Origin of the sequence: Saccharothrix sp. CB00851 (genome assembly GCF_001905065.1) — a bacterium.
In the GTDB taxonomy this organism is placed as follows: domain Bacteria; phylum Actinomycetota; class Actinomycetes; order Mycobacteriales; family Pseudonocardiaceae; genus Actinosynnema.
Map to the genome: position 1 here is coordinate 69,988 of NZ_LWLC01000045.1, position 26,066 is coordinate 96,053.

Consider the following 26,066-nt stretch of genomic DNA (forward strand, 5'->3'; position numbering starts at 1 on the left):
GTCGTCGGCCCGTGCCGGGTCGAACGGGTGCACTTCGATGGTCATGTGTTCCCCCCACGGCCATGATCCCGGGGTCGGTCGACGAGGGACAACCTTCAGCAAGCCGTCGCAAGTGCGCGTTCAGTCAGTGCAAGTAGACGACAATTTCTTGCAACTCTACAACAGACCCTTGTGAGCAAGGCCACAGCCTGCCTAAGGTCACCTCCCCCGGCCTTGAGAGAAACGAGTCCTCGATGTTGCGGATGCCCGCCAGGTTCGGCGTCGTCGTGGCGGTGCTCGCCGCAGGGATCGCGGTGCCCGCGGCCGACGCCGCACCCGCCCCCGTCGTCACCCGGGCCGCACTGGACCCCGCGCTCGTCGCGGGCCGGGGCGCGGACGTCGCGTTCCTCGAGCAGGAAGCGGAGAACGCGACCACCACCGGCACCGTCATCGGCCCCGACCGCACGGCCTACACGCTGCCGTCCGAGGCGTCCGGCCGCGCGGCGGTCCGGCTCGCGCCCGGCGAGCACGTCGAGTTCACCCTGCCGAAGGCCGCGAACGCGATCACCGTCCGCTACAGCATCCCGGACGCGCCGACCGGCGGCGGCATCACGGCGCCGCTGGACGTCACGGTCAACGGCAAGCACCGCCAGACGATGACGCTCACCTCGCAGTACGCGTGGCTCTACAACCAGTACCCCTTCACCAACGACCCGAACGCCGACCTGCTGCACCCGGACTGGTGGATCACCGAGTGCGCGTGCGTGCCGTCCCGGACCACACCCGCCCCTGTCATCGCGAAGCCGTTCCGCCCCAGCCACTTCTACGACGAGCAGCGCCTCAAGCTCGGCAGGACGCACCGCGCCGGCGACCGGATCCGCCTCACCGCCCCCGCCCGCACTAACGCCGCGTGGACCGTGATCGACCTGCTCGACACCGAGCTCGTGGCACCGCCGCACGTCAACCCGTTCGCGGCCAACGTGCTGCTGTTCGGCGCGGACCCGACCGGCCGGCGCGACTCGGCCGACGCCTTCGACCGCGCGATCGCGTTCGGCCGCCGCCACCGGCTCCCGGTCTACCTGCCGCCGGGCACGTTCCAGGTCAACCGCCACATCGTCGTGGACGACGTGACCATCGAAGGCGCGGGCAACTGGCACACCGTCGTCAAGGGACGCGAGGTCACCCTGCCGACCCCCGCGCCGGACGGCTCCGTCCACACCGGAGTCGGCTTCTACGGCAAGCCGGCGGCCGAAGGCGGCAGCCGCGACGTCCACCTGCGCGGGTTCGCGATCGAGGGCGACGTGCGCGAGCGCATCGACACCGACCAGGTCAACGGGATCGGCGGCGCCCTCAACGACTCCACCGTCCGCGGCCTGTACCTGCACCACACCAAGGTCGGCCTGTGGTTCGACGGTCCGATGTCGAACGTCTCGGTCACCGACAACATCGTGGTCGACCAGGTCGCCGACGCGCTGAACTTCCACACCGGCGTGACGAATTCGTTGGTGCGCAACAACTTCATCCGCAACACCGGTGACGACGGCCTGGCCATGTGGTCGGAGCACCAGCAGAACGCGGGCAACCGGTTCGAGCGCAACACCGTGCAGTCACCCGTGCTGGCCAACGGCATCGCGCTGTACGGCGGCACGGACAACGCCGTGGTCGGCAACCTGGTCGCCGACCCGGTGCGGGAGGGCAGCGGCATCCAGCTCGGGTCGCGGTTCGGCGCGCAGCCGTTCACCGGGCAGATCCTGATCACCGACAACACCACCGTCCGGGCCGGCACGCACGAGCTGAACTGGAACATCGGGCTGGGCGCGATCTGGTTCTATGCGCTGGAGCGGGACATCGACGCGGACATGCGGGTGGTGGGCAACCACTTCCTGGACAACACCTACAACGCGATCATGTTCGTGAGCGAGTGGTCGGTGAAGGACCTCCACTCGATCACCAACGTGCACTTCAAGGACGTCCGGGTGGACGGGACGGGCACGTCGGTGGTGAGCGCGCGGTCGGCCGGGTCGGCGACGTTCGAGAACGTGGACGCCCGCAACGTCGGCGCGGTGCCGGTGAACAACTGCGGTTCGTTCCACTTCCCGGCCGCCGGCTCGGAGTTCGCGCTGACCGACCGCGGCGGCAACGACGGCTGGCTGGCACCGTGGCTGCTGCCGAACACGATCACGTGCGACGACCGCCCGGCGGTCGTGCCACCGCCCGCGCCGTCGCGGTGGTGACTAGGGCGTGATGACGGCGTGGCCGCGCACCCGGCCGCGCCGCACGTCCTCGATCGCGGTGACGGCCTCGGTCAACGGGTAGGTGCGGTCGAGCACGGGCCTGACCGCGCCCGCCTCGATCAGCTCTCGCAGCAGCACCAGGTCGTCCAAGCGGTCCTTGTGCACCAACAGCCGCGCCTTGAACCCGAGGACCGGTGCCGCGACCAGCACGCGGAACCCCCGGTCCACGCCCATGAACCACCGCCCACCCGTGCCGCCCACCAGCGCGGCCGTCCCGCCCTTGCGCAGCAGCCGCTTGAGGGTGCGCGCCGACGGGTTGCCGTAGAGGTCGATCACCACGTCGAACCCGCTCGCGGTCAACGGCCCGGCCGTGTAGTCCAGCACGTGGTCCGCGCCGAGCTCCGCCACCAGGTCCGCCTTCGCCGCACCGCACACGGCGGTCACCTCGGCCCCGTAGTGCTTGGCGAGCTGCACGGCGTACGTGCCGACGCACCCGGAGGCACCCAGCACCAGCACCTTCTGCCCCGCCCGCACCCGCCCCGCGTCGCGCACCGCCTGCAACGCGGTGAACCCGGCGATCGGCACGGCCCCCGCCTCCTCCAGCGTGAGGTTGGCGGGCTTCACCGTCAGCTGCCCCTCGGGCACCGCGGCGTACTCGCAGAACGCGCCGGAACACCAGCCGAACACCTCGTCACCCGGCCCGACCGCGGTCACCCCGCGGCCGACGGCTTCGACGGTGCCGGCGAACTCCAGACCGGGCACGGTGTTGCGCGGCCGGCGCACCCCGACCACCGGCCGTGCCACGTAGGGCAGTCCGCGCAGGATGTGCCAGTCGGAACCGGAGACCGCGGCGGACCGCACGCGTACCAGCACCTCACCGTCCCCTGCCTCGGGCTTCTCGACCTCGTTCAGCCGTAACACGTCTTCGAGGACGCCGTACGCGTCCTGGGTCATCGCTCTCATGAGTCGTCCTCCGGGTACTGGAACACGTCGCCGAGCGGGACGTCGAACACGCGGGCGATCTGGAAGGCCATCTCCAGCGAGGGCGAGTAGCGGCCCTGCTCGATGGCGATGACGGTCTGGCGCGTGACGTCGAGGCGGCGGGCCAGCTCGGCCTGCGTCATCTCGCCGTGCGCGAAGCGGAGTGCGCGGATCGAGTTGGTGATCCTGGTCGGCTTGCCCACTCAGAACCCCCGCCGGTACGCGACGAGCTTGACCGCCGCCCCGAACACGGCCCACACGACGAACACCGCGTAGATCGCGTTGGCGATCCAGAAGTGCGCCGCCTCCACCAACGCCAGCCCGAGCGGCAACACCATGCCGACACCGAGCACACCGCCGGCCACGCGCTCACCGAACCGGCTGATGTCGCGGTCCCGTGCGTCGGCCCGCTGTCTCTCACTGGGCCTCGCGATCTCCACCGCGATCCGCCCGACCACGGCCAGCCCGACCGAGATCCCGATGGACCACAACAGGGGCGCCACGTACGCCACCTCGGCCGCCGGCCCGTCCCCGACCCGTCCCAGGACGACCACGACGTACCCCAGGTAGGTCAGCGCGCTGACCACCAGGTACACCCAGACGCCCTTCTCCTCGTACGACATCGCCCACCCTCCGATGTAAAGCAAACTTGACATCACGAGTGTCAGCTCTACTTGACCTGATGTCAAGCATCTTGGACATCGAAGAGGTTGGGTCGGACACCTCCCGACCACTCGACCCGACTGCGACCGCCCACCGCCGACCCGCCGCGGAAGACAACGTGAATGCCGGTCGATCGCCCACCTCGGCGATTCAGCGGCCGCACCGATGGGCCGGCACGCCGGGGGAAAACCGGGCACCGCAACCCCATTCCGAACGTCGTTCATCGACAGGGTGTCGAATCGGTACCGGCCCATCCGAAATTCGCAGTCGACAGGAATACAAATAGTCTTCACAGACTGCACCCGGGGACTGTACCTGCATAAATGCGGACTCCAGGCCCGTTGTCCAAGATCACCGGGCAGTCGATCTTCACCGTTAAGAACCAATGCACCACCCCCACGTGCACTCCTGCGGCGACCATGTAACCTTCCGCTTCACCCACGGCAGTAACGCCACCCGATAAGCACCGAATCGGACGTATGAGTGGGCAACTGAAGGCATGAACCGTCACGCACAGAGTCGATCAAGGTTCGGTTCTCGCTGGGGAACCGCGACGGGAGATCGCATTGTCCCAAGCATCAAACCAACACGCCTGGCTGCCCGGAACGTACCTCTTCCGCCTCAGCGATGATGTGCGGAACGGGCTGCTATCTCTCGGCGGACAGCGCGTCGTGCGGACCAACGAGCACTTGACCCGGCAGGGCGACCGCGAGACGGGCGTGTTCCTCCTCCGGTCGGCGGCTTCCGGCGGCGCGGTGTGCGCGAAGATCACCCGGCTGGCGCCGAACGGCTCCGAGGCGCTGCTTGGCGTCCGCGTCACCGGTGACGTGATCGGCGAGGGTGCCGCGCTGCGACAGGACCGGACCCGCTCGGCCACCGTGACGGCCTGCACCGACCTCCTCGTGCAAGTGGTCGAACGGCGACAGTTCCTGGCCTACCTCGACCGCAACCCCGAGGCGTGGCACGCGTTGTGCGGGCTGATCAGCGATCGCCTCGACTGGGCCAACCGCAGACGCGCCGAGTTCGCCTCGTACGACGTCAAGGTGCGGTTGGTGCGCGTGCTGCTGGACCTGGCCGAGGCACACGGCGTGCCGGGTCCACTCGGGATCGACCTCGGCGTCGACGTCTCGCAGGAGGAGCTGGGCCGGCTGATCGGTGCCAAGCCGGATGCGGTCGGCATCGCGCTGAAAGCGCTGAAGGCCAAGGGATTGGTGACGGCGCGCTACCGGGGCGTCCGCATCCGGGATCTCGAGGCTCTGCGCCGCACCGCGGATGACGACTGATCCCGACTTCCTCGAATCCCGGATTTTTCCGGAGTGTGCGGCACGACCGCCACGCAGACTCTTCGCCACACCACCACACGCGGAGGAAGCCACCGTGGACGACGACTTCACCCGGCGCGTCCTGCTCAGCTTGGACGTGGAGAACTACAGCGCGCGCACCGACGTCGAGCAGGAACGGGTGCAGCACGCCCTGGCAAACGTCATGCGGGACACCGCCGAGCGGGCGGGCTTCGACCGGTCCCGCTGGTCGGTCCAGGGCTCCGGCGACGGAGAACTTTCGGTGCTGCCCGCGGAAACCCCCGAGAAACGCGTCATCGACGACCTGCCCCGGGCGTTGGCCGAGTCGCTCGCCGCGCACAACGGCGGTGCGCCGCACGAGCTGAAGCTGCGGTTGCGCGTGGCGGTGCACCAAGGACTCGTGCGCGAGACGCCGTACGGCCACGCCGGGGCGGGCGTGACGATGGTGAGCCGCATCCTGGACAGCGACCCCGGTCGGCTCGCGTTGCGCGAGTGCCCCGCGGCCGACCTGGTACTCCTGCTGTCGCCGCTGCTCTACGCGGACCTGGTGATGCAGGGCCACACCAGGCTGTCACCGCGGGACTTCCGCGAAGTTCCGGTGGTCGCCAAGACGTTCAACAGCACGGCCTGGCTGCACGTGCCGGGCGTTGACGTGCGGTCACTGCCCCTTGACGCGGTCCGAAGGCCCGCCTCCGGACCCGAACCCATACCCGCGTCGACACCGGGAGCACCGCTCGCGCCGAACGCGCACAACACGACGGTGCACGGTGGCGTGCACGGCCAGAACGTCGTCATCGGCGTGCAGAACCGGGTCGGACGATGACCGCGCAGCAAGCGCAGGAGCACGCTCCGACTCCTACCGACGAACCGGCGGAGAACCCGGCACCGCGGTACGACCGGGCAACGCTGAACGAGGTCCAGATCAACCTCTACAGCCCTCGGTTCGAGCGCGCGGTGCTCGGTGCGCAGACGGTGGCCGGCTGGTCCGCGCGGCCGCTCACCCGGGCCACGGGTCGCGTCGACGACGGCGACATCTCCGCGCTCAGCCGGTTCGTCAGCCCGGAAGGCTTCGGCACGGCCGTCGAACGGCTCGCGGTCGACCACCTCCTGGTCCTGTGCGGCGCACCGGGGACGGGCAAGCGGTCGTCGGCGTTGGCGCTGCTGCGCCAGGTCACCGACCAGCCGCTCTACCTGATGTCGCCGCACGTGTCACCGACCGAGTTGGCCGACTACGAGTACGAGTCCGGGTGCGGCTACCTCGTGGTCGACCGCGTCACCGAGTACGGCGGTGACCCCGACTTCGAGTGGCGGGTCGTGCGCGACCGCGTCCGGGACCGCGAGTGCTACCTCGTCATCACCGAGCCACCGACCCTCGTCGTGGACCGTGCCTGCCACGTCGTCTGGCACCCGCCGGCGGCCGAGCGCGTGCTGCGGGCGTACTGGGACGGCACGCTGCCGGCCGACGAGGAACCGGTGCTGCACGAGGCTCTGGAATCGATCGACAGCGTCCGCGACGTGGTCGGGCTCGCCGAGCGGCTCGGCCGAGGCTTGCCTCTCGACCAAGCGCTCGAGCACCTCGATGCGCGGATCCGGCTCGAGGTGGCGGAGTGGTTCGAGGAGGCCGACCGACGCCGGGTGCTGGAGGTCACCGCGCTCGCGTTCGGCGCCGGTGTGGACGAGAGGACGTTCGAGGCCGCGCTTGGGCTGTTGCAGCAGGTCTTGGAACGCGACGTGCCACCCGCCGCGGACGAGGCCCAGGAGTACGACCGCCTCCCACAACTGCGCCGGGGCCTGCTGACCAACGAGCTGGTGGCCACCTCGACGTTGCACACCGACCTGGGCACGCGTGGCGCGTTGCGGTTCGCCCGGCCCGAGCACCACCGGCACGTGCTGGCGCAGCTGTGGCAGCGCATGGACGTCGTGTTCTGGGATGCGGTCGTCGAGTGGCTGGACGAGGTCGTCACCAAACCGGAGTACGAGGTGCCGATCGCGGTGGGCCTGGCCGAACTCGCCGCCATCGCCCTGGACGAGGTGGTGCGCGTGCTCGACCGGTGGGCACGTGGCGCCCGGCGTGCGGCGGGTCGGCGGGTGGCGGTCTACGTCCTGCACCTGATGGCCTACGACGACGTGCTGGCGCCCGCGGCGCTGAAGATCGCGGCGGGCTGGGTGGAGCAGGGCAAGCCGCAGCAGCGGTGGGTCGCGGCGATGGCGTTCATCGGCGGGCTCGGCGCCCGCTACCCGCATGACGCGCGTCGCCGCCTCTGGCGAGTGTGCACCCAGTCGCACGCGGTGGACGGTGACGTCGAGCACGTCTTCGGTGAGCTGTTCGCCACGCTGGTTCGTGACACCGACAACGCCCACCTGGTCCTGCACTACCTGCGGGACAAGGTCGAGCGCTTCACCGCGCCGGGCGCGCGACCGGCGAGCCGTGCGGTCGCCATGCACACCGCGCTCGCGGTGCTGGAGTCGTGGAAGTCGGACGCCAAGCGGTCCGCTGTGCTCCTGCACCTCGAAGAACACCCGGAACACCGCGACGTGGTCGCTCGTCTGCTCGCGGGCGTGCTGGTCTTCCGGCCGCTGCGCCTGCGGGCGATCAAGGCGCTGCGGGCCCTGCTGGAAGACATGGCCGAGAACGACCCCCGCGCCAGGACGAGCGCGCGCGACTTGGGCGTGTCACTGCACTCCGCCCTGCCCGCCGGGGAGCACGCGGCACTGGACGCGGACTTCCGCGTCGTGGCCGCGCGCCGGCCGGACACCGACATCAAGTCCCTCGTGGACGCCATCCTCGACGCGCTCAAGGGACGCGTCTCCTGACTTGGAGCGACTACGCATGGAGAAGCAGCCGTACCCGGTGATCACCGAACGCGTGCTCGAACCGCTGCCGCCGAAGCGGCTGTTCAGCCGCAGCCGCGGTCGCCTGCGGGAGGAGGTGCCGCTCGTGCTCGCCGGGCACCAGCTCGTGTACCGCACGCGCAACCAGCTCGTCCTGGACACGACCGACCTGCCACTCGACTCGCCGACCGTCGTGGACGCCTCCCACGTGTCGGTCGTGGACGTCACCGCGGACACCGAGGTGGTCGCCGAGCTGGTCATCCCGTCGCGTGACGCGGCGAACTTCACGCTCCGCGTGGCGTTCCTGTGCACCGTCGTGGATCCGGTCGCGGTCGTCGGCGCCGGTGGGAGTGACGCGGTCGCACTGCTGACCGGCTACCTCAAGGGGCACCAACGGATCTTCCAGCTCGGCTTGGACTACGACCTCGCGGACATCAACGACCTGCGCCGCAAGCTCGACGCTCAGGTCCGGGCGTACCACACGATCGAGCCGCCAGAGTTCGCCGGCCTCGCCGTGACGCTCGCCAGCGTCGAGGTCATGACGCCCGAGCAGGTAGCCGAGCTGAGGGCGAGACTGCGGGAGGCCGAGGGAACGCACGTGGTGAAGACCACGCAGCTCGGCCACAGCCACCGGCTGCACGACCTGGAGCAGATCCACCGGCAGTCCGTCGAGGTGCAGGACACCGAGCACGCGAGCTCGCTCGACGCGCTGAGGCGCGCGCACGCGCGCCGGGAGCTCGACCACACCACCCGGGCGGTGGGCTCGGACTCGGTCGCCGCGCTCTATCTCGCCCACGCCGCGGGCGAGATCAGCACGCGGGAGGTCGCCGACGAGTTGCGCCGGCTGCGCGAGCGCGAGGTCGCGCAGGACCGCGAGGACCTGCGGGAGGCGATCGCGAACGAGCGGGCGCGGGACCAGCTGCGGTGGGAGGCGGAGCGGGCCGACGTGCGGCACCGGCAGGAGAGCGAGCTGCGGCTGGAGACGTGGGCGCACGAGGATCACCGGTTCGAGATCGAGGCGACCGCCAGGCGGCGGGACGCCGAGCGGCAGTTCGGCCTGGAACAGTCCCGCGTGAAGCGGGAGGCCGAGCGCGCCGACGAGTTGCGCCGGGCCGAGTGGGAGCGCGAGGACCGGCACTTGGCGCGGGCGGAGGCGTTGCAGGAGCTGAACGCGCAACTGGACGTGGTCAAGGCACTGGCCGCGAGCGGTCACCTCGACACCGCCAACCTCGGGCCGGGCGTGCACCAGCTCGTCACCAACCTGCTCGGCAGCCGCACGAGGGCGGTCGACGCAACTGCTTCCCCCGATGAGGAGCGGGCGATTCCTGCGCCGCCGGCACAACCGGACACGTTGGAGGACGAAGACCTCGCGGACGACGACCGCAGCACGAAGGTGGAGGCATGACGGCACTCGACGACCGCCCGTCCGTCGACGAGCAGCCGCTGCGGGGCCGGCCGGGCACGCCACCGATCGGGACGCCGCCGGTCGACCGCCCCGTCCGGGCGTCGCTGCCGAACGACGTCGCGATCGGCGCCCTGCGCCCTGTGATGCCGCAGCGGGGCATACCCCGGTTGTTGCGGCGCACTATCGGCGTCAATGAGGACGTGCTCGACTGGGTGCCGGAGGAACGCCCCCGCTACACCCGCCTCGGCCTGATCGTGCTGAACACGGGCTTGCTGGCGGCGGTGTCGATGCACATGGCGCTCGCGAGCGTGCTGGGCGGGCACTGGTGGCTGGTGTTCGCCGACCTCGTGTGGGCGGTGATCATCGTCACCGCCGACAGCTGGCTGATCGCCAGCACCCACGGCGCGGCGCGGACGTCGCTGTTGGGCACCTACCTGCCCCGTTTGCTGCTCTCCGTGCTGCTGGGCGTGGTGATCGCCGAGCCGCTGGTGCTGGCGGTGTTCCACCAGTCGATCGACAACGAGATCAGCGAGACGCGCAAGGCGGACATCGACGCCTACGGGAGCGCGGTGAAGCGTTGCAACCCGCCGACCGGTGAGATCTCGACCGACCCGTCCTGCGCGGGCTTCCTCGTGGTGATCAGCGAACGGCCGCAGAGCGCGGTGGAGGAGTTGGGGCGGGCCACCGCGCACCGCGACCAGCTGGCCACCCGGATCGGCGAGATCAATGCCCAGCTGAACGAGCTGGAGCGCCTGGCCCGTGACGAGTGCGCGGGTCGCGGCGGTCCCGGCCTGACCGCCATACCGGGTGAGGGACCTGAGTGCACCCGCAATCGCGAGAAGGCCGACCAGTTCCGCCGGGACAGCCAGGTCGACCAGCTGAACGCGGACCTCGTGACCGCAGATCGGCAGGTGTCGGAGCTGACGACGAAGGTCGCGAACGCCTCGAGCCGGGCGGAGCGCGAGGTCAACGCCGCCATCAACGCGAAGATCGACGAGAAGCGCGAGAACTTGACCGAGCGCGGTCTGCTCGACGAGTTCGAGGCGCTGGCGAGCCTGTCCTCCAAGCACTTCTCGGTGTTGATGGCGCACGTGTTCCTGGCACTGCTCCTCGTCGTGCTCGACTGCCTACCGGTGCTGAGCAAGATGATGAGCGCGAGCACCGAGTACGACGCCCGGGTGCGCCGGCAACTCGACGTCTCAGGTCGGCTCCACGACTTGCAGTTGAGGGCCAGTGAGAAGCGCGACTCGGTCGACTTCGAGCTCCAGGAGCTCCGCTTCCGACAGAAGCTGAGGACGGGCATCGAGGAGATCGGCGGCGAGGACCGGACCGCCAAGGCGCGCCGTCGCATGGAGGTGGACGCCCAGATCGACCGCCTCGCGGCGACGCTGGAGAAGGCCCGCACGCCCGAACCCCGGTAGCGCACGGGTCGGTCCGGTCTTCCGCACCGGACCGACCCTCCCGCCGACAACTGCCGCGACAACCCATCAAGCCGCCGGAACATCCGCATCGTGATGCGCCGCGGATTCGTGATCAGCGGCCATGCGGCCGCATCGAGTACCGCCACCGGGCGGCGACTTCGACGCACCACCGAATTCCCAGCATGACGCAGGTTTCGCCCCACTACCGAAGGAGTGGTACATGGTTCGAGTTCGGCCTCACGTCCGCGGTGGCGTCACGGTCAAGGGCCATCACCGATCCGCTCCCGCCCGTACCAGCGGTGGTTCCGACAATCCGGTCGCGGTGTTCTTCGTGGTCCTCATCGGCCTCGCGGTCCTGGGCGGCGGGCTCGGCCACCGCGGGCTTCGATGCCTCGTCGCCTGCGGACTTCACGCACACCCACCTGAACCGCGTCGAGGGCGGCTCGTGCGCCGAGTCGTCCTACGGTCAGGTCCGCGACTACCTCGCCGCCCACCCCTGCACCAGCCTCACCCGTGTCCTCTACGACGCCTCCGACGGCACGGGCACCGCACGTGTCGCCGTGGCCTGGGTCACCATGCCCGACTCCGTCCAAGCCGCGGAGCTGAAAACCCTCGTCGACCGCCACGGGACCGGCAACATCACCGAGCTCACCAAGGACGGGATCCGCTTCACCGGACTGCGCTACGCCTCCCGGATCGACGGCAACACCATCGTCCTCGCCCAAGCCGAACGAGCCCCCGGAAGCACTCTGGCCGACCCCGTCCTCAAAGCCGCGGCAACCGAGGCCATCACACTCGCCCGCTGAACCGGTCCGACCCGGTGACTATTGCACCGGGTCTTGCGCCACAGGGCGGTCGCAAATGCGGTCAGAGGCCCCACCGATAGTTCTCGGTGGGGCCTCTGACCAGTGCGCGCTCGGCAGGATTCGAACCTGCAACCTTCTGATCCGTAGTCAGATGCTCTATCCGTTGAGCTACGAGCGCATCGTTCTTCAGTTGTCACCCGGCCGAAGCCGGGTGTTGCGGAGGCTCCGGGATTTGAACCCGGGATGGGCGATAAACCCAAACCGCATTAGCAGTGCGGCGCCATAGACCAGACTAGGCGAAGCCTCCCGGAGCCCTCGGCTACGACGCATAGATTACACATGCCCCCGCCGCTCTAGCAAAACGCCCCCCTCTTTACCGCATCTTCCCTGGTCAGAGGGAGTGGAGGGGGGCGTTTCGCAGGGCTCAGGGGGTGGTGGAGTGAGGTAGGTCTCGGGCCAGGTCGAGGAATGGGCGCAGGGCGGCCGGGTTGCGCAGGGCGTCCAGGCTGACGGCCCGCTCGGGTGGGGTGCCGGCCAGGATCTTCTTCACCGGGACCTCGCACTTCTTGCCGTTGAGGGTCCTCGGGATCTCGTCCACGGCCACGAACCGGTTCGGCACGTGGCGCGGGGAGAGGTTGGTGCGCAGTTCGGTCCTCAGGCGTGGTTCCAGGTCGGCCAGGGTGACGTCCTCCTCCAGGACCAGGAAGCACAGCAGTTCGCCGTCGGTCTGGCCGGCGCCGGACGTGTCGATCACCAGGGAGTCGGCCACGCCGGGCAGGCCTTCGACCACCCGGTAGAACTCGCTGGTGCCCATGCGGACCCCACCGCGGTTCAGGGTGGAGTCGCTTCGGCCGTAGATGACGGCCGAGCCGCGCCCGGTGATCCGGATCCAGTCGCCGTGGCGCCAGACGCCCTCGAACGTGGAGAAGTACGCCTCGCGCAGTTTCGCGCCGTCCTCGTCGCCCCAGAAGAACACCGGCATCGACGGCATCGGTTTGGTGATCACCAGCTCGCCGACCTCTTCGACCACCGGCACGCCGGACTCCGAGTAGGACTCCACGGCGGCACCCAGCGCACGGCACGAGAGCTCGCCCAGCCACACCGGGAGGTCCGGGGCGGCGGCGACGAACGCGGTGCACAGGTCGGTGCCGCCGGAGACCGAGGCGATCTGGACGTCCTCACCGACGGCGGACGCGATCCAGCGGAAGCCCTCGGGCGTCAGCGGCGCACCGGTGGAGCCGACCACGCGCAGGCCCGTCAGGTCGTAGCGCTCGGCCGGGTGGACGCCCTCCTTCAGGCAGGACTGGATGTACGGCGCCGACGTGCCGAAGTACGTCACCCGGTGCTGCTCGGCCAGGTGCCAGAGCACGTTCAGGTCGGGGTGCGCGGGACTGCCGTCGAACAGCACGACCGTCGACCCGACCAGCAGGCCGGAGACGAGGAAGTTCCACATCATCCAGCCGGTGGTGGTGAACCAGAAGAACCGGTCGCCCGGCCCCAGGTCGCTGTGCAGCGCCAGCATCTTCAGGTGCTCGACCACAATGCCGCCGTGCCCCTGCACGATGCCCTTGGGCAGGCCCGTGGTGCCGGACGAGTACAGGACCCAGAGCGGGTGGTCGAAGGGGACGGGTTCGAAGGCCAACGCGGCGTCGGCGTGCGAAGCCAGCAAGGAGTCCCAGGTCACGGTGCCGGGCAGGGGGGTGCCGCCCACGTAGTCGATCATCACGGTGGCGCGCAGGGACGGGATCTCCGCCCTCAGCTCCTCCACCGTCGGCCGCACGTCGAACGCCCGCCCGTTGTACCGGTACCCGTCCACGGCGACGAGCACGGTCGGCGAGATCTGGGTGAACCGGTCGGCGATGGCCCGCGCGCCGAAGTCCGGCGAGCACGACGACCAGGTCGCGCCGAGCGACGCCGCCGCCAGGAACGCGATCAGCGCCTCCGGCGAGTTCGGCACCAGCGCCACCACCCGGTCACCGCGCCGCACGCCCAGCTCCGCGAACCCGGCGCGCACGGCGGCCACCCGGCGGCGCAGCTCGCCGTACGTGAGTTGCGACGACAGCCCGTCCTCGCGGTGGAACACGACCGCCAGGTCGTCGTCCGGGCCCCTCAGGGCGTGCTCGGCGTAGTTCAGCGTGGCACCGGGGAACCAGGACGCACCGGGCATCACGGGTGCCTCCAGCACGCGCGTCGGCGCGCTGTGGAACACCACGTCGAAGAACTCCGCGATCGCGCCCCAGAACCCCTCCAGGTCGGAGGTGGACCACTCCCGCAGCGACTCGTAGTCGGGGAGGTCAAGGCCCTTGGTCGAGGCGAGCCAGGAGCGGAACGCGGTCATCCTGCTGTCCTGGACCCGGTCGGGGTCAGGGCGCCAGAGGACTTCCGCCTCGCCGGCGGCGGTGCCGGCACGCATCTCGGTCATACCTGAAGTTCCTAGCCGATCCGACGGCCCGGAACCACAGTAGGCATCCACACACCGGATCAGTTCCGGCCGGCGCTCGCCACCAGTCCCTCGACCGCGGAGATCAGCCTCGCCGCGTCCGTCGGCGCGACGACCAGCCACCCGTCGTCGCGCCGCACGAGGTACCGGCCCTCGGCGGTGTCCAGCCACGACACGACCGCGCCGGTCGGGTGCAGGTAACCGGCCCGGTTGCGGGCGATCACGCCGACCTGGCCGCCGCCGCTGCGCGTGGTCACGGCGCGCATCAGGGTGTTGGCCTCCGGCTCGCGCAGGCCGACGGCGCGCAGCGCGTCGAGGAACCCCTCGCTGCCGTCGTCCTGCCCGGCCTTGCCCGCGGCCAGGTAGTCGTCCCAGCGCACGTTGACCGACCGGCCGCCGCCGGGTGGCGCGGGCGGCAGGGTGTTGACCGTGGTGGCGGCCAGCGCGGTCGGCCGGAACCCGGCCACCTGCACCTGGTTGCCGAGCCTGCCCGCGAACGCGCCGTGCCACGCGGCCGTGGCCAGGCCGCGCGCCTGGGCGCCGCGCACGGTGAAGAACACCTCCAGGCCGATCTCGAACTCGGCCAGCCCGCGCAGCAGCCCGTACAGCTCTTCGTCCGGCCGGTGCACGGTGCCGAGGCCGCGCGCGGCCAGGTCGCGGGACGCGGTCTCGATCAGCGCGGCCCGTTCGCGCTGGGTGTGCCCGAAGTGCCTGGTGCCGAGCGGGACCGGGTGGGCGTCGCGGTGGACCGCCTGCCAGAGCAGGAAGAACTCCACTTCACTGAGCCGGAAGACGCGCTCGGTCACAGGCCGATCACCGGGGGTGCGGCCTTGCGGTCGACGCCGAAGACGTTGTCGTCGTCCTCCAGGTACCCGGGACGGTTGCGGTCCTTCTCGCCACCACCGCCACCGGCGACGGGCGGCGGCGCGGCCATCGGCGCGGCGCCGATCATGCCGGCCTGCGGCGTCACCGACTTGGGCGCCTGGAACTGGCTGGTCACGCTGCCGGGGTTGCTGCCGGAGCCACCCCGGTCGGCGCCGAGCGCACCCGTGGCGCCACCGGGACCGGCCAGCGGACCGCCGCCACCGCCACCGCCGGCCGCGCCGACGGGTGTGGGCATGACGGCGCGACCGGCGAACCCGCCGCGGCCACCGGCGAAGCCGCCGCGGCCGAACTGGGTGGACGTGCCGCCGGGACGCTGGTTCGGCGTGCCGCCGGGGTTGTTCACCACGGCGCCACCGCCACCGACGCCACCACCGCCACCGCCGTCGTTGACGGGCGGGTTCGGCGTGACGACCACGGGCGGCGGAGGGGGCGGCGCGACCGGGTTGGTCGGCGGGCTGAACGACGGCACGGTCCGGTCGACCTCGTAGGAGTTGAGCTGGAACATCGCCATGACCTCGGCGGCCTGGCGGTGCGTCGCGTCCGCGGTGGCGACCGAGTCGATCGCGGGCGCGGCGATGTTCTCGATGCCGGTGAACGCGCCCGGTGAGCGCGTGGTCGGGTTGGCGATCAGGCTCTCCCCCGGCACGGAGGACGAGCCGAAGCCTGCGTCTTCGACCAGCCGGTTGCGCACCAACGGCGTGCGCGGCGTGGCGATCGGGGTCGGGGTCGCGGTCTGGCTCGACGGCGCGTCGACGACCGGCGTGACGACCGGCGGCGCGGGGGCGGGCGGCGGCATCAGTTCGCGCGCCGTCTGCACGTGGTCGATCTCGGTGGCGATGCACTTGGCCACGTTGTCGGCGTGCTCGCTGGTGTTCAGCGCCCACTTCTCCACCGACTCCAGCGCCTCGCGGGCGCGTACGGCCGACTCGCCGGTCCACGCCTGGCTGGACTGGCCGATCGCCTTGGCCAGGTACTCCTGCACCTCGCCCAGGGCCTTGCCGACGGCCGCCCAGTCGGCCTGCGCGTTGCCCGCGGCCTTGAGGTCGACCCCGGTGTTGATCATCTCCCACAGCTGCTGGTGGGTGTAGGTCATCCAGTCGACCTTCTGGCCGAGGTCGGTGGGCTTGTCGTGGCCCTGGCCACCGCCGTGGCCGCCACCATGACCGCCACCGTGGCCCTGGCCGTGACCACCGCCGTGACCCTGGCCGTGGCCGCCACCATGACCCTGACCACCGCCATGACCACCGCCGTGGCCCTGACCGCCGTGGCCACCGTGCTGGCCGCCACCGTGGCCACCGCCGTGGTTGCCCCCGTGCGTGTTGTCGCCCATCAGCCCTTGGCCTCCCCCGCGGACCCGAAGGCGTCCGCAGCTTCGTCGTCGGCCCGTTCCAGGTTCCGCGCCGCTTCGCGGATGGTCTCCTCGACCTCGAAGAGCACCTGCATGAAGTCACCGATCACGTTGACCGCCGACTCCTCGTTGCCCACCGCCACCTCGCGCAGCCGCCTGCTGATCGCGTCGCTCACCCAGTTGTTGCCGAACTTGAGCTCGACGTCGAGGTTGTTCACCGCGCGGCTGTGCACCTCGTCCACCAGGCTGCGCGCCTGCGAGACCAGCTTGAGCAGGTCGTCGACGCCCTGCTTGTCCAGGTCGAGCCGCACCGAACCCTTGTCCACCGCGTCCAGCGCCGTGGTGGCCTTGTCCAGGTCGGTCTGCGCGGCCTTCGCGAAGCTCTCCGCGACGGGCTTGACCGTCTCGGGCTCGACCGCGGCCGGGGCCGGCAGGGTGACCGTGGCGCCGGGGTCGGCGGTCGGAGCGGTGGCCGGCGGCGGTGGAGCCGCGGGCTCCGGGGAACCCGGTGGAGCGACCGGGGCAACAGGGGCGGCGACCACCGGTGCCTCCGCCACGACCGCGGGCTGCACCACCGCGGGCGGCGCCGCGGACGGCGTGAAGCCCGGCGGGATCTGCACCGTCTGTGCACCCGCGAGTGGGACCGTGTTCCCGTCGCTCATCACTACCCCCTGCACTGCGATTCGCCGCGGGCCCACCGCGCGTTAGCCGGCGACGAGGAGAAAACCAGGCGTTCCGGACGCCTTCCTTAGATGTACCGGGAACGCGGTTCGGTTCCAAGCCGCCGACCAGAGGCTTAGCGAAGATGTGAGTCGAACCAGTTCAGCGCCCGCTGCCAGGCCTCCGCACTGGCCTCGGGCGTGGTGTCGAACCGGTGGCTGGTGTGCGAGAACCGGACCACGTCGGTCGCCACGGCCGCCGCCGCCGCGGCGTCGCGCAACTTCTCCACGTCGCTGAACGCGATCTCCGCGTCGTCGTCGCCGTACAGGCCCAGCCACGGGCACGTCAACTCCTCCGCGACCTCCACCAGCGACGGCAGCCCCTCGGCCAGCGGTTCGAGGATCCCACCACCTCCGACGGTCACCGCGGCACCGATGGTTCGGCTTCCCGCAACCACCATCGCGACCGATCCGCCCAGGTCGAAGCCCATGACACCCATGCGGTCCTGGCTGACGCCCTGCTGGCCGAGCCAGACGAACGCGACGTCGGTGTCGGCCAGCACGTCCTCGCCGGACAGCCCGCTCACCATCGCCGGCGCCTCGGCGCCGGACACCTCGGCGTAGAGGTGCGGCGCGACCGCCAGCCACCCCTCGGCGGCGAGACTGCTCACCAACCCGCGGACGGTGTCGGTGACGCCGCGCGCCTCGTGCAGCACGACCAAGCCGCCGCGGACGGCGTTCTCCGGCTCGGCGACGGTCAGCCGCAGCTCACGGCCGTCGGTGAGGGAGAGCGTCTCGGTGCGGGTAGCAATCATGGCCCAACCCTTCCACGTGGGGGTGAACGGCAGTCAACGTGAGCATCCGTACGGCAGGTATGCCCCATCCGGGTCTTTCACCGGATAACGTCCAGCTCGCCGCTCTCACACGAAGGGAGTCCTTGGTTGACACCCTCCCCTCCCTGAGGGTGGGGATTCCCCGCAGGGCTCGCGCCCGGCAGTTCCTGCTTCTTCTCCCCGGAAGGGAGGTTCCGCCGGATGCCTCGCCGACTAGTGTCGGGTCGGTCTGACTCCGGCTCCACAGGCTGTGACCGCCTGCCCGGCGGCCAGGATGTTGCGCGCGGCGTTGACGTCGCGGTCGTGCAAAGCCGCGCAGCCGGGGCAAATCCACTCGCGCACACGCAGCGGCAGCGTGTCGAGCAGGTGCCCGCAGTCCGAGCACGTCTTGCTGGAGGGCAACCACCGGTCGACCACGACCAGGTCGCGGCCGTACCACTGGCACTTGTACTCCAGCATGGACCGCAGGTCAGACCAGCCCGCGTCGGAGATCGCGCGGGCCAGCCTGCCGTTGCGCAGCATGTTGCGGACCGCCAGGTCCTCGATCACGACCAGTTGGTTCTCCTGGACGAGTCGGGTGGTCAGCTTGTGCAGCAGGTCCCGGCGGCGGTCGGCGATGCGGGCGTGGACACGGGCCACCCGCAGCCGGGCCTTCGCCCGGTTCGCGGAGCCGTTGCGCTTGCGGGCCAGCGCCCGCTGCGCGCGGGCCAGCCGTTCCCGGTCCCGCCGCTCGTGCCTCGGGTTGGTGATCTTCTCCCCGGTGGAGAGCGTGAGCAGGGAGGTGATCCCCGCGTCGACACCCACCACGCGGTCGGTGCGCGGGGCGTGGGCGATGGTGGTCTCGATAAGGATCGACACGTGCCACCGACCGGCCGGGTCGCGCGAGACGGTCACCGTGGACGGCTCGGCACCCTCGGGCAGCGGCCGGGACCACACGATGTCCAACGGCTCGGCCATCTTCGCCAGGGTGAGCCGCCCGTCGCGCCAGCGGAACGCCGACCGGGTGTACTCCGCCGACACCCTGCCTCGCTTGCGAGACTTGAACCGCGGGTAGTTGGCCCGTTTCTCCCAGAACGCGGTGAACGCGGTCTGGAGGTGCCGCAGCGACTGCTGCAACGGCACCGACGAGACCTCGTTGAGGAACCCCAGCCCCTCCGTGCGCTTCCACTCGGTCAGCAGGGCCGAGGTCTGCGCGTAGTTCACCCGACGCCGCTCGCCGTACCACGCCGCCGTACGGGCCTCCAACGCCCGGTTGTAGACCACCCGTACACACCCGAACGTGCGCAGCAACTCCACTTCCTGTGCCGAAGACGGAGAGAAGCGGTACCGGAACGCCCGCTTCACCACCGACCCCGCCATCATGCCTCACACACTAACACCACAGCCACTGAACCATCGCCACAGGTTCAGGGCACGCAATCCCTCCCCTGCAGGGCGAGATAACCACCAACAGGAGCCCAGATGACCGTGCGAACCCGTGCCGACCTCGTCGCGCTGCCCGGATATGTGCCCGGTAAGACGATCCCCGGCGCGATCAAGCTGGCCAGCAACGAGGTGTCGGCCGGACCGCTGCCCAGCGTGGTGCGGGCGATCGCGGACGCGGCCACCGCCGTGAACCGCTACCCCGACACCGCCGCCACCGACCTCGTGGCGCGGCTGGCGGACAAGCTCGGCGTGCCCGCCGACCAGGTGGCCGTCGGCTGCGGCTCGGTGACGCTGTGCCAGCAGCTGGTGCAGGCGACCTGCACCGGGGCCGACGAGGTGGTGTTCGCGTGGCGCTCGTTCGAGGCGTACCCGATCATCACCGCGGTCGTCGGCGCCCGGCAGACCAGGGTGCCGCTGACCGCGGGCCACGGGCTCGACCTGGACGCGATGGCCGACGCGATCACCCCGGACACGCGGCTGGTGTTCGTGTGCAACCCGAACAACCCGACCGGGACGGCGTTGCGCGCGGCGGAGATCGAGCGGTTCATCGAGCGGGTGCCGTCGGACGTGCTCGTCGTGATCGACGAGGCGTACAAGGAGTTCGTGGACGACGCGGACGTGCCGGACGGCGTGGAGCTGGCCAAGGCGCAGTGGGCCGCGGGCCGGGACAACGTGGCGGTGCTGCGCACGTTCTCCAAGGCGTACGGGCTGGCCGGGCTGCGCGTCGGGTACGCGGTGGCCTCGCCCGCGGTGGCCGAGACGCTGCGCAAGGTCTACGTGCCGTTCAGCGTGAACGCCCTGGCCCAGGTCGCGGCGCTGGCGTCGCTGGACGCCGAGGCCGAGCTGATGGCGCGGTGCCGGGCGATCGTGGCCGAGCGGGCCCGGGTGCGCGGCGAACTGCTGACCGCCGGGTTCGAGGTGCCCGAGTCGCAGGCGAACTTCGTGTGGCTGCCGCTGGGCGAGCGGACCGCCGCGTTCAACGAGCACTGCCTGGCGCACAAGGTGGTGGTGCGGGCGTTCGTCGGCGACGGCGCGCGCGTCACGATCGGCGAGCCGGAGGAGAACGACGCGTTCCTGGCCGCCGCGAAATCGTTCAGCGGGTGAGGATCTGGGTGATGGCCACGACTCCCACCACCACGATCACCGCGCGCAGCGCGGCGGGTGGGAGTCGGCGGCCGACCTTCGCGCCGAGCTGACCGCCGACCACCGAGCCGACCGCGAGCAGCAGCACGGCGAGCCACGCCACGTCGGCGATGAAGATGAACAGCACGCCCGCGACCAGGTTCACGAACGCGGTCAGCACGTTCTTCAGCGCGTTCATCCGCTGGATGTGCTCGCTCATCAGCACGCCCATGAGCCCCATCACCAGCACGCCCTGGGCCGCGCCGAAGTAGCCGCCGTAGATGCCCGCGAGGAAGATGCCGATCCACAGCGCCACGCCGCCGTGCTCGTGCCGTTCCCGCTCGGCGAGCTTGCGGTTGAGCCACGGCTGCGCGACCACCAGCACCAGCGCGATCGCGATCAGCACCGGCACGATCGCGGAGAACGCGTCCTCCGGCAGCACGACGAGCAGGATCGCGCCGCCCACGCCGCCCAGCACCGAGGCGGGCAGCAGCCGCTTCACCCGGCCCGCCTGCCCGGTCAGCTCGCGCCGGTAGCCGAACGCGCCGCTGAGCGAGCCGGGCACCAGCCCGAGGCTGTTCGACACGTTGGCCACCACCGGCGGGTAGCCGACGGCGAGCAGGACCGGGAACGTCACCAACGTCCCGGAACCCACCACGGTGTTGATCCCACCGGCGAACACACCGGCCAGGACGACGACGATCGCCTCCAGCGTCGTCACGGCCACTCTCCCCTGGGTTGCGCAGTTGGTTAGCGACGCTAACACCACGTTCGGCGGGGCGCGGTGTGGCACTTGCGACACCGCGCCCCGCCGGCTCAGGGCCGCGCCGGTTCGTGGAACTTCCGCAGGGTGTGCGCGTCGGACAGGCCCGTGCCGCTGACCAGCACGCCGAGGTCGCCGTCCACGACGTAGCTGCCGCGCGGTGAGCGGGCGATCGTCGTCGGCTCGTCGTCGCCCCACGGCACGGCCCGGTGGGTGGTGCGGGCGGTGCGCCAGCCGTCGGACGAGCGCAGCACGCTCACCGCCGCTTCACCCGGCGCGCCGAGGGAGTTGGTGACCACCGCCAGCGAGCCGTCCGGCCGCAGGTCCATGCCGTCGCCGCCGACCAGCGGGCGGTCCAGGGCGACCTCCGAGATGTCACCGGAACGGGTGATCTTGAACAACGCGCCGGTGTCGTAGCGGACCGCGAGCACGAAACCCCGCGGGTGCCAGACGATCCCGTTCAGCCCGATGGTGTCGCTGCCGAACCGCCCGTCGCGGGCCAGCACGGTGGCGCGACCGTGCCGGTCGACCCGGTAGAGCGCGTCGGAGGCCGGGTCGGTGACGTAGGCGTTGCCCGCGTGGTCGACGGCGACGTCGTTGGCGCTGTGCCTGCCGGGGCCGATGGCGAGGTCGACCACGTGCACCGGGCGGCCGGTGGCCAGGTCGAACACGCCCAGGCCGGAGGACTTGTAGGTGGTGCCCGGCGTGGACCGCTGACCGACGCCCATGTCGCCGTACGCGACGTAGACCCGGCCCCGGACCACGTGCACGCCGAACGCCGACACCATCCTCGGGTCGCTGATCAGGGTTTTCGTCGTGCCGTCCCGGACGACCTCGACCGTGCCGCGGCGGATCGAGCCGAGCAGGAACGTGTGCCGCAGCGGGTCCGCGCGCGGCGTTCGAGGTGGCCGACGAGCGGGCGTCGGCCGTCGAGTTCAGCGCGGAGGAGCGGGAGACCCTGCGAGCCCTGCTGGCCCGGTGCTCGAAGGCGCTGACCGAGCGGTCGTGAGGCCGCTCACCCCAGGTTGTCGGTGTCGAACGTGTCGCAGCGCGCCGGGTCGCCGGTCTCGTAGCCGGTCGTGTACCACTTCTGCCGCTGCGCCGACGTGCCGTGCGTGAACTGGGTCGTGTCGACGTGGCCGCCGCCCAGCTCGCCCTGGATGAAGTCGTCGCCGATGCGCGCCGCCGCGTCCAGCGCCGCGTTCACGTCGTCCTGCGTGACGCCGGTGATCAGCGGCTGACCCGAAGACGTCGGCACGGTCTCGGCGTGGTTGGCCCAGGCGCCCGCGTAGCAGTCGGCCTGCAGCTCCAGCCGCACCGAGTCCGACTTCGGCCCGGAACCCTGGCGCACCCGGTCGGACGTGCCGAGCAGGTTCTGGACGTGGTGGCCGTACTCGTGGGCCAGGATGTAGCCCTCGACGAACGGCCCGCCGGTCGCGCCGAACTTCTGCTGCATCTCCTGGAAGAACCCGAGGTCGATGTAGATTTGCGCGTCCGCGGGGCAGTAGAACGGCCCCACCGCGGACGACGCGCTGCCGCACCGGGTCGACACGCTGCCGGAGAAGAAGTTCGTCTGCGCGGCCTGGTACGTGCGACCCGATCGGGCGAACTGGTCGGTCCAGTAGGCCTGGATCGAGTTGATGAACGCCACCGCGCGGCAGTCGGACTCGCGGTTGGCGTCCGCGCCGGTGCGGCACTTCTCCTTGATGGCTTCGGACCCGACCTGCTGACCCTGGCCGACGTCGCTGAACCCCGAGCCGGACGGCAACTGCACGCCACCGCCGATCTGCGACAGCACGAAGTACAGGATCAGGCCGACGATGCCCAGCCCACCGCCGCCCAGGGCGACCCGGCCTCCGACACCGCGCTGGTCACTGACCTGTGACGTGTCCAGCTCGGCACCTTCGTTGAACTGCACGGCACGTCCTCTCAGCCGAAGCACCGGACCCGGACAGCACAAGCCCCGGGTGCGGGGCCCGACGTCGGGGCACCGCACCCGGGTTTTCCCATGTGGAAGTGACGAAACCTGCGTGACGAGGTCGGCGTGGACCGCGGTCGGCACCGACGGTGGAGACGGTGCCCTGAGACTTACCGGGTCAACATCGTCAAGCGCGGCGATGGCGCCGGTGGCGCCGTGCGCTCGAAACCTCGTCGGAACCGCTCACGTTCGCGATCGGGCCGGTCTTCAGACCGCTCCGCCCGCGGGGTTGCGGCTCGAACGCGGTTCGTCACCGCGAGGACTTACCTGCACCGCACCACCTACCCCTTCCGGGCGTGCCGCCGGCGGGTCAGCTCGGGTTCCACCGGTGGCAGGTCCTGTGTCGAGCATGCGCCTGTTCGGCGCGATGCACAACCGGAGCAGAAGCCCCTGAACTGGTGAAATGAGATTCATCCGGCCCAGTGGGACAGTCGTCGCGCACCGTGAGCGCCCGGTGAGCGGGCTCGTGCGTGCCCGCTCACCGAGCGTGTGTCACGGCGTGGTGGTGATGCGGCCGAGCGCCGGCGGCGCGGTGTTCGGGTTGGCGGTCAGGTAGGCCGTGAACCCGTCCAGGTCGATACCGCCACCGGTGATCTCGGTACCCGCGGTGAACGCGCTGAAGCCGTCGCCGCCGCCCTGCAGGAAGCTGTTGATGGTGACCCGGTAGTTCGCGGCCGGGTCCAGCGGCGTCCCGTTGAGCACGATGTTCGACACCTTCGAGCCGATCGGCGCGGACGCCGACCACGAGTAGGTCAGGCCGGCCGACGGCTGCAGGATGGTCTGCCGCTGCGCGCCGTCGACGATCCGCCACTGCTGCTCCAGCGCCGCCTTGAGCTGCGTGCCGGTCAGCGTGACCGTCTGCAGGATGTTGCCGAACGGCTGCACGGTGAACGCCTCGCCGTAGGTCACCGCGCCGTTGCCCTCACCGGCGGGCGAGGAGGCGTAGGTCAGGTCGGCGCGCACACCGCCCGGGTTCATCAGCGCGAGCACCGCGCCGTTGTCCGTCGTGGCGGCCAGCTGGGAGTCGGCGATCAGGTTGCCCAGCGCGGACTCGCCCGCCGCGTTCTGCGCGCGCAGGATGTCCTGGGCGATGGTGCCGACCGGGCGGTTGGCGATCGGGCCGGACTTCGACTTGGCCAGGTCGATGATCGCCTGGACCTCCGGGTCCGGTGCGACGTCCTTGGTCACCACGTGGTTGCGGGCGACCGTCGCCGAGCGGATGACCTCGCGGGTCCGCTTGTCGATCTTGAGGTCGACCACGGACAGCTCGCGGCCGAACGCCAGGCCCTCGATGAACGGGCGCGGGTTGCCCGCCGGGTCGTTCACCACGCAGTTGTAGTGCTGGTGGCTGTGGCCGGAGAAGATCGCGTCGATCTTCGGGCTGACCCGCTCGGCGATGGTGCGACCGGGGCCGCTGGGTACCGTGCGGCAGTCGTTCGGGCCGCCGCCGGAGGTGCTGTCGCCCTGGTGGATGAGCAGCACGATCGACTTCACGCCCAGCCAGTTGAGCAGGTCGGCGTACCGGTTGGCGGCGGCGACCTCGTCGCCGAACTCCAGCTCCTTGATGCCGTTCGGGTCGACCAGGATCGGCACGTCCTTCAGCGGCATGCCGATGAACCCGATCGGGACGCCGTCGCGGAACTCCACCCAGAACGGCGGCAGCGCAGGCCGGTCGTTCTTCGCCAGCGTCACGTTCGCGCCGAGGATCGGGAAGTCCGCGCCCTCGTAGGTCTCGCGGAACTGGCAGCCGTCGGCCGGGTGGCAGCCGCCGCGCTGCATCCGCAGCAGCTCCTGGTAGCCCTCGTCGAACTCGTGGTTGCCGGCGGCCGTGGTGTCCATGCCGAACCGGTTGAGGACCTCGATCGTCGGCTCGTCGTGGAACAGCGCGGACACGATCGGGGACGCGCCGATCAGGTCGCCCTGGCCGACGATCACCGAGTTGCGCACCTCGGCCTGGAGGTTGCGGATGTGGGTGGCGTTGTAGGCGGCGCCACCCGCTTCGACCTGCGTGCCGTCGGACAGCGTGACGCGGCCCGAGGAGCCCGTGGGCGGCTCGATGTTGCCGTGCAGGTCGTTGATGCCGATCAGGCGGACGTCGACGGTGCGCGCGGGCCGGTTGTCCTTCTCGGCCGTCGCCGGGTTCTGCGCGAGCGTGACCGCCAGCGCGGCCGCCGCCGTGACCGCGAGCGCGGCGGAGCGCTGCGCGGTACGTCTGAACGAGGTCATGGGGTGGGTCCTCCCTGCGGCGCCCCGGTAGGAGGGCGCGGTACGGCGCAGGAGTTTGCCTCGCCGAGCTGACCGACACCAGACATGGCGGTGGATCGTCCGTTAACGGATATGTGCGGCCTAACCTTGTGGGGTGACTGAGCGGGAGCCGCGGTGGCTCGACGATGGGGAGATGCGCGCCTGGCGCAACTACGTGATCGGTGCGTCGATGCTCGCCGACCGGCTGCACCGGGAGCTGCAGGACGGGCACGGGGTGTCGTTGGCCGACTACGAGGTGCTCGTGCGCCTGTCCGAGCGGCCGGGGCGGCGGATGCGGATGTCGCAGTTGGCGGACGAGGTGGCGTCGTCCAAGAGCCGCGTGTCGCACCAGGTGGCTCGGATGGAGCGGGAAGGGCTGCTGCGCAGGCGGGAGTGCCCGGAGGACGGTCGGGGCGTGTTCGCCGAGCTGACCGACGAGGGCATGACGCTGCTGGAGACGTCCGCGCCGACCCACGTCGAGGGCGTGCGCGAGCACATGATCGACCTGCTGTCGCGCGACGAGCAGGAGGTCGTGGCCAAGGTCTTCGACCGGATCATCACGCACCTGCGCGACCTGGACGCGTAGCTCCCCGAACGCGGCAGCGCCCCCGCACCCGGTGGGGGTGCGGGGGCGTCGATGCGGTAGCGGTGGGATTTGAACCCACGGAGGGGATCAACCCTCGCACGTTTTCAAGACGTGTCCCTTAGGCCGCTCGGGCACGCTACCTCTGCTGGGAGCGTAGCCGA

At 70.7% G+C, this 26,066-nt stretch carries 22 protein-coding genes and 3 tRNA genes; 9 read left to right on the forward strand and 16 right to left on the reverse strand.

Going from position 1 to position 26,066, the window contains the following annotated elements:
• The first annotated feature begins 233 nt into the window (after positions 1–233).
• Complete coding sequence (locus A6A25_RS34545) at positions 234–2,213, forward strand: glycosyl hydrolase family 28-related protein (protein ID WP_073897410.1); 1,980 nt, start codon at positions 234–236, stop codon at positions 2,211–2,213.
• On the opposite strand, the gene A6A25_RS34550 is transcribed toward A6A25_RS34545, so the two are convergent.
• From A6A25_RS34550 to A6A25_RS34560, 3 genes are read right to left on the reverse strand one after another with little or no spacing between them, the layout of a single operon-like run.
• The gene (locus A6A25_RS34550) at positions 2,214–3,176 is read right to left on the reverse strand and encodes an NAD(P)-dependent alcohol dehydrogenase (RefSeq protein ID WP_073897412.1); all 963 of its coding nucleotides are present in this window, start codon (positions 3,174–3,176) and stop codon (positions 2,214–2,216) included.
• Positions 3,173–3,397 (reverse strand): helix-turn-helix transcriptional regulator, encoded by a 225-nt coding sequence (locus A6A25_RS34555; RefSeq protein ID WP_073897414.1) that lies wholly within the window; start codon positions 3,395–3,397, stop codon positions 3,173–3,175. The genes A6A25_RS34550 and A6A25_RS34555 overlap by 4 nt, the downstream gene beginning before the upstream one ends.
• Positions 3,398–3,817 carry a hypothetical protein gene (locus tag A6A25_RS34560; protein ID WP_073897416.1) on the reverse strand — a complete coding sequence of 140 codons (420 nt, stop codon included), beginning with the start codon at positions 3,815–3,817 and terminating at the stop codon, positions 3,398–3,400.
• A gap of 711 nt (positions 3,818–4,528) precedes the next feature.
• Between A6A25_RS34560 and A6A25_RS34565 the strand changes: the two genes are divergently transcribed.
• The 6 genes from A6A25_RS34565 (at position 4,529) to A6A25_RS34590 (ending at position 11,622) form a co-directional block, all read left to right on the forward strand.
• Positions 4,529–5,140: a Crp/Fnr family transcriptional regulator gene (locus A6A25_RS34565; protein ID WP_143193596.1), complete on the forward strand. Its 612-nt coding sequence runs from the start codon at positions 4,529–4,531 to the stop codon at positions 5,138–5,140.
• 94 nt (positions 5,141–5,234) lie between these two features.
• Complete coding sequence (locus A6A25_RS34570) at positions 5,235–5,981, forward strand: hypothetical protein (protein WP_083668905.1); 747 nt, start codon at positions 5,235–5,237, stop codon at positions 5,979–5,981.
• Positions 5,978–7,972 carry a hypothetical protein gene (locus A6A25_RS34575; RefSeq protein ID WP_073897418.1) on the forward strand — a complete coding sequence of 665 codons (1,995 nt, stop codon included), beginning with the start codon at positions 5,978–5,980 and terminating at the stop codon, positions 7,970–7,972. The genes A6A25_RS34570 and A6A25_RS34575 overlap by 4 nt, the downstream gene beginning before the upstream one ends.
• A gap of 16 nt (positions 7,973–7,988) precedes the next feature.
• On the forward strand, positions 7,989–9,395 hold the full coding sequence (locus tag A6A25_RS34580) for a hypothetical protein (protein WP_073897420.1): 1,407 nt from the start codon (positions 7,989–7,991) through the stop codon (positions 9,393–9,395).
• Positions 9,392–10,816, forward strand: a complete 1,425-nt coding sequence (locus A6A25_RS34585; RefSeq protein WP_083668906.1) for a DUF4407 domain-containing protein — start codon at positions 9,392–9,394, stop codon at positions 10,814–10,816. The genes A6A25_RS34580 and A6A25_RS34585 overlap by 4 nt, the downstream gene beginning before the upstream one ends.
• 299 nt (positions 10,817–11,115) lie before the next feature.
• Entirely contained in the window at positions 11,116–11,622 is a 507-nt protein-coding gene (locus A6A25_RS34590; protein ID WP_073897422.1) for a hypothetical protein, read from the forward strand.
• A 105-nt stretch (positions 11,623–11,727) separates the two neighbouring features.
• On the opposite strand, the gene A6A25_RS34595 is transcribed toward A6A25_RS34590, so the two are convergent.
• The 8 genes from A6A25_RS34595 to A6A25_RS34635 all read right to left on the reverse strand — a co-directional run bounded on the left by A6A25_RS34595 (position 11,728) and on the right by A6A25_RS34635 (position 19,149).
• Positions 11,728–11,800, reverse strand: a tRNA-Arg gene (locus A6A25_RS34595).
• Positions 11,801–11,839: 39 nt separating this feature from the next.
• A tRNA-Ser gene (locus A6A25_RS34600) sits at positions 11,840–11,929 on the reverse strand.
• Between the two features lie 117 nt (positions 11,930–12,046).
• A complete protein-coding gene (locus A6A25_RS34605; protein ID WP_073897424.1) occupies positions 12,047–14,044 on the reverse strand; it encodes an acetoacetate--CoA ligase in 1,998 nt (665 codons plus the stop codon).
• Positions 14,045–14,103: 59 nt separating this feature from the next.
• Positions 14,104–14,868 carry an ESX secretion-associated protein EspG gene (locus A6A25_RS34610; RefSeq protein WP_073897426.1) on the reverse strand — a complete coding sequence of 255 codons (765 nt, stop codon included), beginning with the start codon at positions 14,866–14,868 and terminating at the stop codon, positions 14,104–14,106.
• Complete coding sequence (locus A6A25_RS34615; protein ID WP_083668907.1) at positions 14,865–16,277, reverse strand: PPE domain-containing protein; 1,413 nt, start codon at positions 16,275–16,277, stop codon at positions 14,865–14,867. Before A6A25_RS34615 ends, A6A25_RS34610 begins: the two co-directional genes overlap by 4 nt.
• Positions 16,277–16,957, reverse strand: coding sequence for a hypothetical protein (locus tag A6A25_RS34625; RefSeq protein WP_073897432.1), 681 nt, complete (start codon positions 16,955–16,957; stop codon positions 16,277–16,279). The genes A6A25_RS34615 and A6A25_RS34625 overlap by 1 nt, the downstream gene beginning before the upstream one ends.
• 134 nt (positions 16,958–17,091) lie before the next feature.
• Entirely contained in the window at positions 17,092–17,769 is a 678-nt protein-coding gene (locus tag A6A25_RS34630) for a dienelactone hydrolase family protein (RefSeq protein ID WP_073897434.1), read from the reverse strand.
• A 231-nt stretch (positions 17,770–18,000) separates the two neighbouring features.
• The gene (locus A6A25_RS34635) at positions 18,001–19,149 is read right to left on the reverse strand and encodes an RNA-guided endonuclease InsQ/TnpB family protein (RefSeq protein ID WP_241829074.1); all 1,149 of its coding nucleotides are present in this window, start codon (positions 19,147–19,149) and stop codon (positions 18,001–18,003) included.
• A gap of 99 nt (positions 19,150–19,248) precedes the next feature.
• Here A6A25_RS34635 and hisC point away from each other — a divergent pair, with 99 nt between their 5' ends.
• Complete coding sequence (hisC, locus tag A6A25_RS34640) at positions 19,249–20,316, forward strand: histidinol-phosphate transaminase (RefSeq protein ID WP_073897435.1); 1,068 nt, start codon at positions 19,249–19,251, stop codon at positions 20,314–20,316.
• On the opposite strand, the gene A6A25_RS34645 is transcribed toward hisC, so the two are convergent.
• From A6A25_RS34645 to A6A25_RS34660, 4 genes are all read right to left on the reverse strand, one after another.
• A complete protein-coding gene (locus A6A25_RS34645) occupies positions 20,306–21,055 on the reverse strand; it encodes a sulfite exporter TauE/SafE family protein (protein WP_073897928.1) in 750 nt (249 codons plus the stop codon). The two genes, hisC and A6A25_RS34645, sit on opposite strands and share 11 nt — an antisense overlap.
• A 95-nt stretch (positions 21,056–21,150) precedes the next feature.
• On the reverse strand, positions 21,151–21,885 hold the full coding sequence (locus A6A25_RS34650; RefSeq protein WP_073897437.1) for a hypothetical protein: 735 nt from the start codon (positions 21,883–21,885) through the stop codon (positions 21,151–21,153).
• A 227-nt stretch (positions 21,886–22,112) separates the two neighbouring features.
• Positions 22,113–23,015 carry a KPN_02809 family neutral zinc metallopeptidase gene (gene ypfJ / locus A6A25_RS34655; protein WP_073897439.1) on the reverse strand — a complete coding sequence of 301 codons (903 nt, stop codon included), beginning with the start codon at positions 23,013–23,015 and terminating at the stop codon, positions 22,113–22,115.
• Between the two features lie 552 nt (positions 23,016–23,567).
• A complete protein-coding gene (locus A6A25_RS34660) occupies positions 23,568–25,301 on the reverse strand; it encodes a bifunctional metallophosphatase/5'-nucleotidase (protein WP_073897441.1) in 1,734 nt (577 codons plus the stop codon).
• A gap of 133 nt (positions 25,302–25,434) precedes the next feature.
• Here A6A25_RS34660 and A6A25_RS34665 point away from each other — a divergent pair, with 133 nt between their 5' ends.
• The gene (locus A6A25_RS34665; protein WP_241829075.1) at positions 25,435–25,905 is read left to right on the forward strand and encodes a MarR family winged helix-turn-helix transcriptional regulator; all 471 of its coding nucleotides are present in this window, start codon (positions 25,435–25,437) and stop codon (positions 25,903–25,905) included.
• A gap of 54 nt (positions 25,906–25,959) precedes the next feature.
• On the opposite strand, the gene A6A25_RS34670 is transcribed toward A6A25_RS34665, so the two are convergent.
• Positions 25,960–26,046: transfer RNA gene (locus A6A25_RS34670), tRNA-Ser, on the reverse strand.
• Between the last annotated feature and the right edge of the window lie 20 nt (positions 26,047–26,066).

Excerpts from the sequence above, each read along its gene's own strand:
- A6A25_RS34545 (WP_073897410.1), top strand. The coding sequence starts at position 234 with ATGTTGCGGATGCCCGCCAGGTTCGGCGTCGTCGTGGCGGTGCTCGCC.
- A6A25_RS34550 (WP_073897412.1), bottom strand. The coding sequence starts at position 3,176 with ATGAGAGCGATGACCCAGGACGCGTACGGCGTCCTCGAAGACGTGTTA.
- A6A25_RS34560 (WP_073897416.1), bottom strand. The coding sequence starts at position 3,817 with ATGTCGTACGAGGAGAAGGGCGTCTGGGTGTACCTGGTGGTCAGCGCG.
- A6A25_RS34575 (WP_073897418.1), top strand. The coding sequence starts at position 5,978 with ATGACCGCGCAGCAAGCGCAGGAGCACGCTCCGACTCCTACCGACGAA.
- A6A25_RS34580 (WP_073897420.1), top strand. The coding sequence starts at position 7,989 with ATGGAGAAGCAGCCGTACCCGGTGATCACCGAACGCGTGCTCGAACCG.
- A6A25_RS34585 (WP_083668906.1), top strand. The coding sequence starts at position 9,392 with ATGACGGCACTCGACGACCGCCCGTCCGTCGACGAGCAGCCGCTGCGG.
- A6A25_RS34605 (WP_073897424.1), bottom strand. The coding sequence starts at position 14,044 with ATGACCGAGATGCGTGCCGGCACCGCCGCCGGCGAGGCGGAAGTCCTC.
- A6A25_RS34615 (WP_083668907.1), bottom strand. The coding sequence starts at position 16,277 with ATGGGCGACAACACGCACGGGGGCAACCACGGCGGTGGCCACGGTGGC.
- A6A25_RS34625 (WP_073897432.1), bottom strand. The coding sequence starts at position 16,957 with ATGAGCGACGGGAACACGGTCCCACTCGCGGGTGCACAGACGGTGCAG.
- A6A25_RS34630 (WP_073897434.1), bottom strand. The coding sequence starts at position 17,769 with ATGATTGCTACCCGCACCGAGACGCTCTCCCTCACCGACGGCCGTGAG.
- A6A25_RS34635 (WP_241829074.1), bottom strand. The coding sequence starts at position 19,149 with ATGATGGCGGGGTCGGTGGTGAAGCGGGCGTTCCGGTACCGCTTCTCT.
- hisC (WP_073897435.1), top strand. The coding sequence starts at position 19,249 with ATGACCGTGCGAACCCGTGCCGACCTCGTCGCGCTGCCCGGATATGTG.
- A6A25_RS34650 (WP_073897437.1), bottom strand. The coding sequence starts at position 21,885 with ATGGTGTCGGCGTTCGGCGTGCACGTGGTCCGGGGCCGGGTCTACGTC.
- A6A25_RS34660 (WP_073897441.1), bottom strand. The coding sequence starts at position 25,301 with ATGACCTCGTTCAGACGTACCGCGCAGCGCTCCGCCGCGCTCGCGGTC.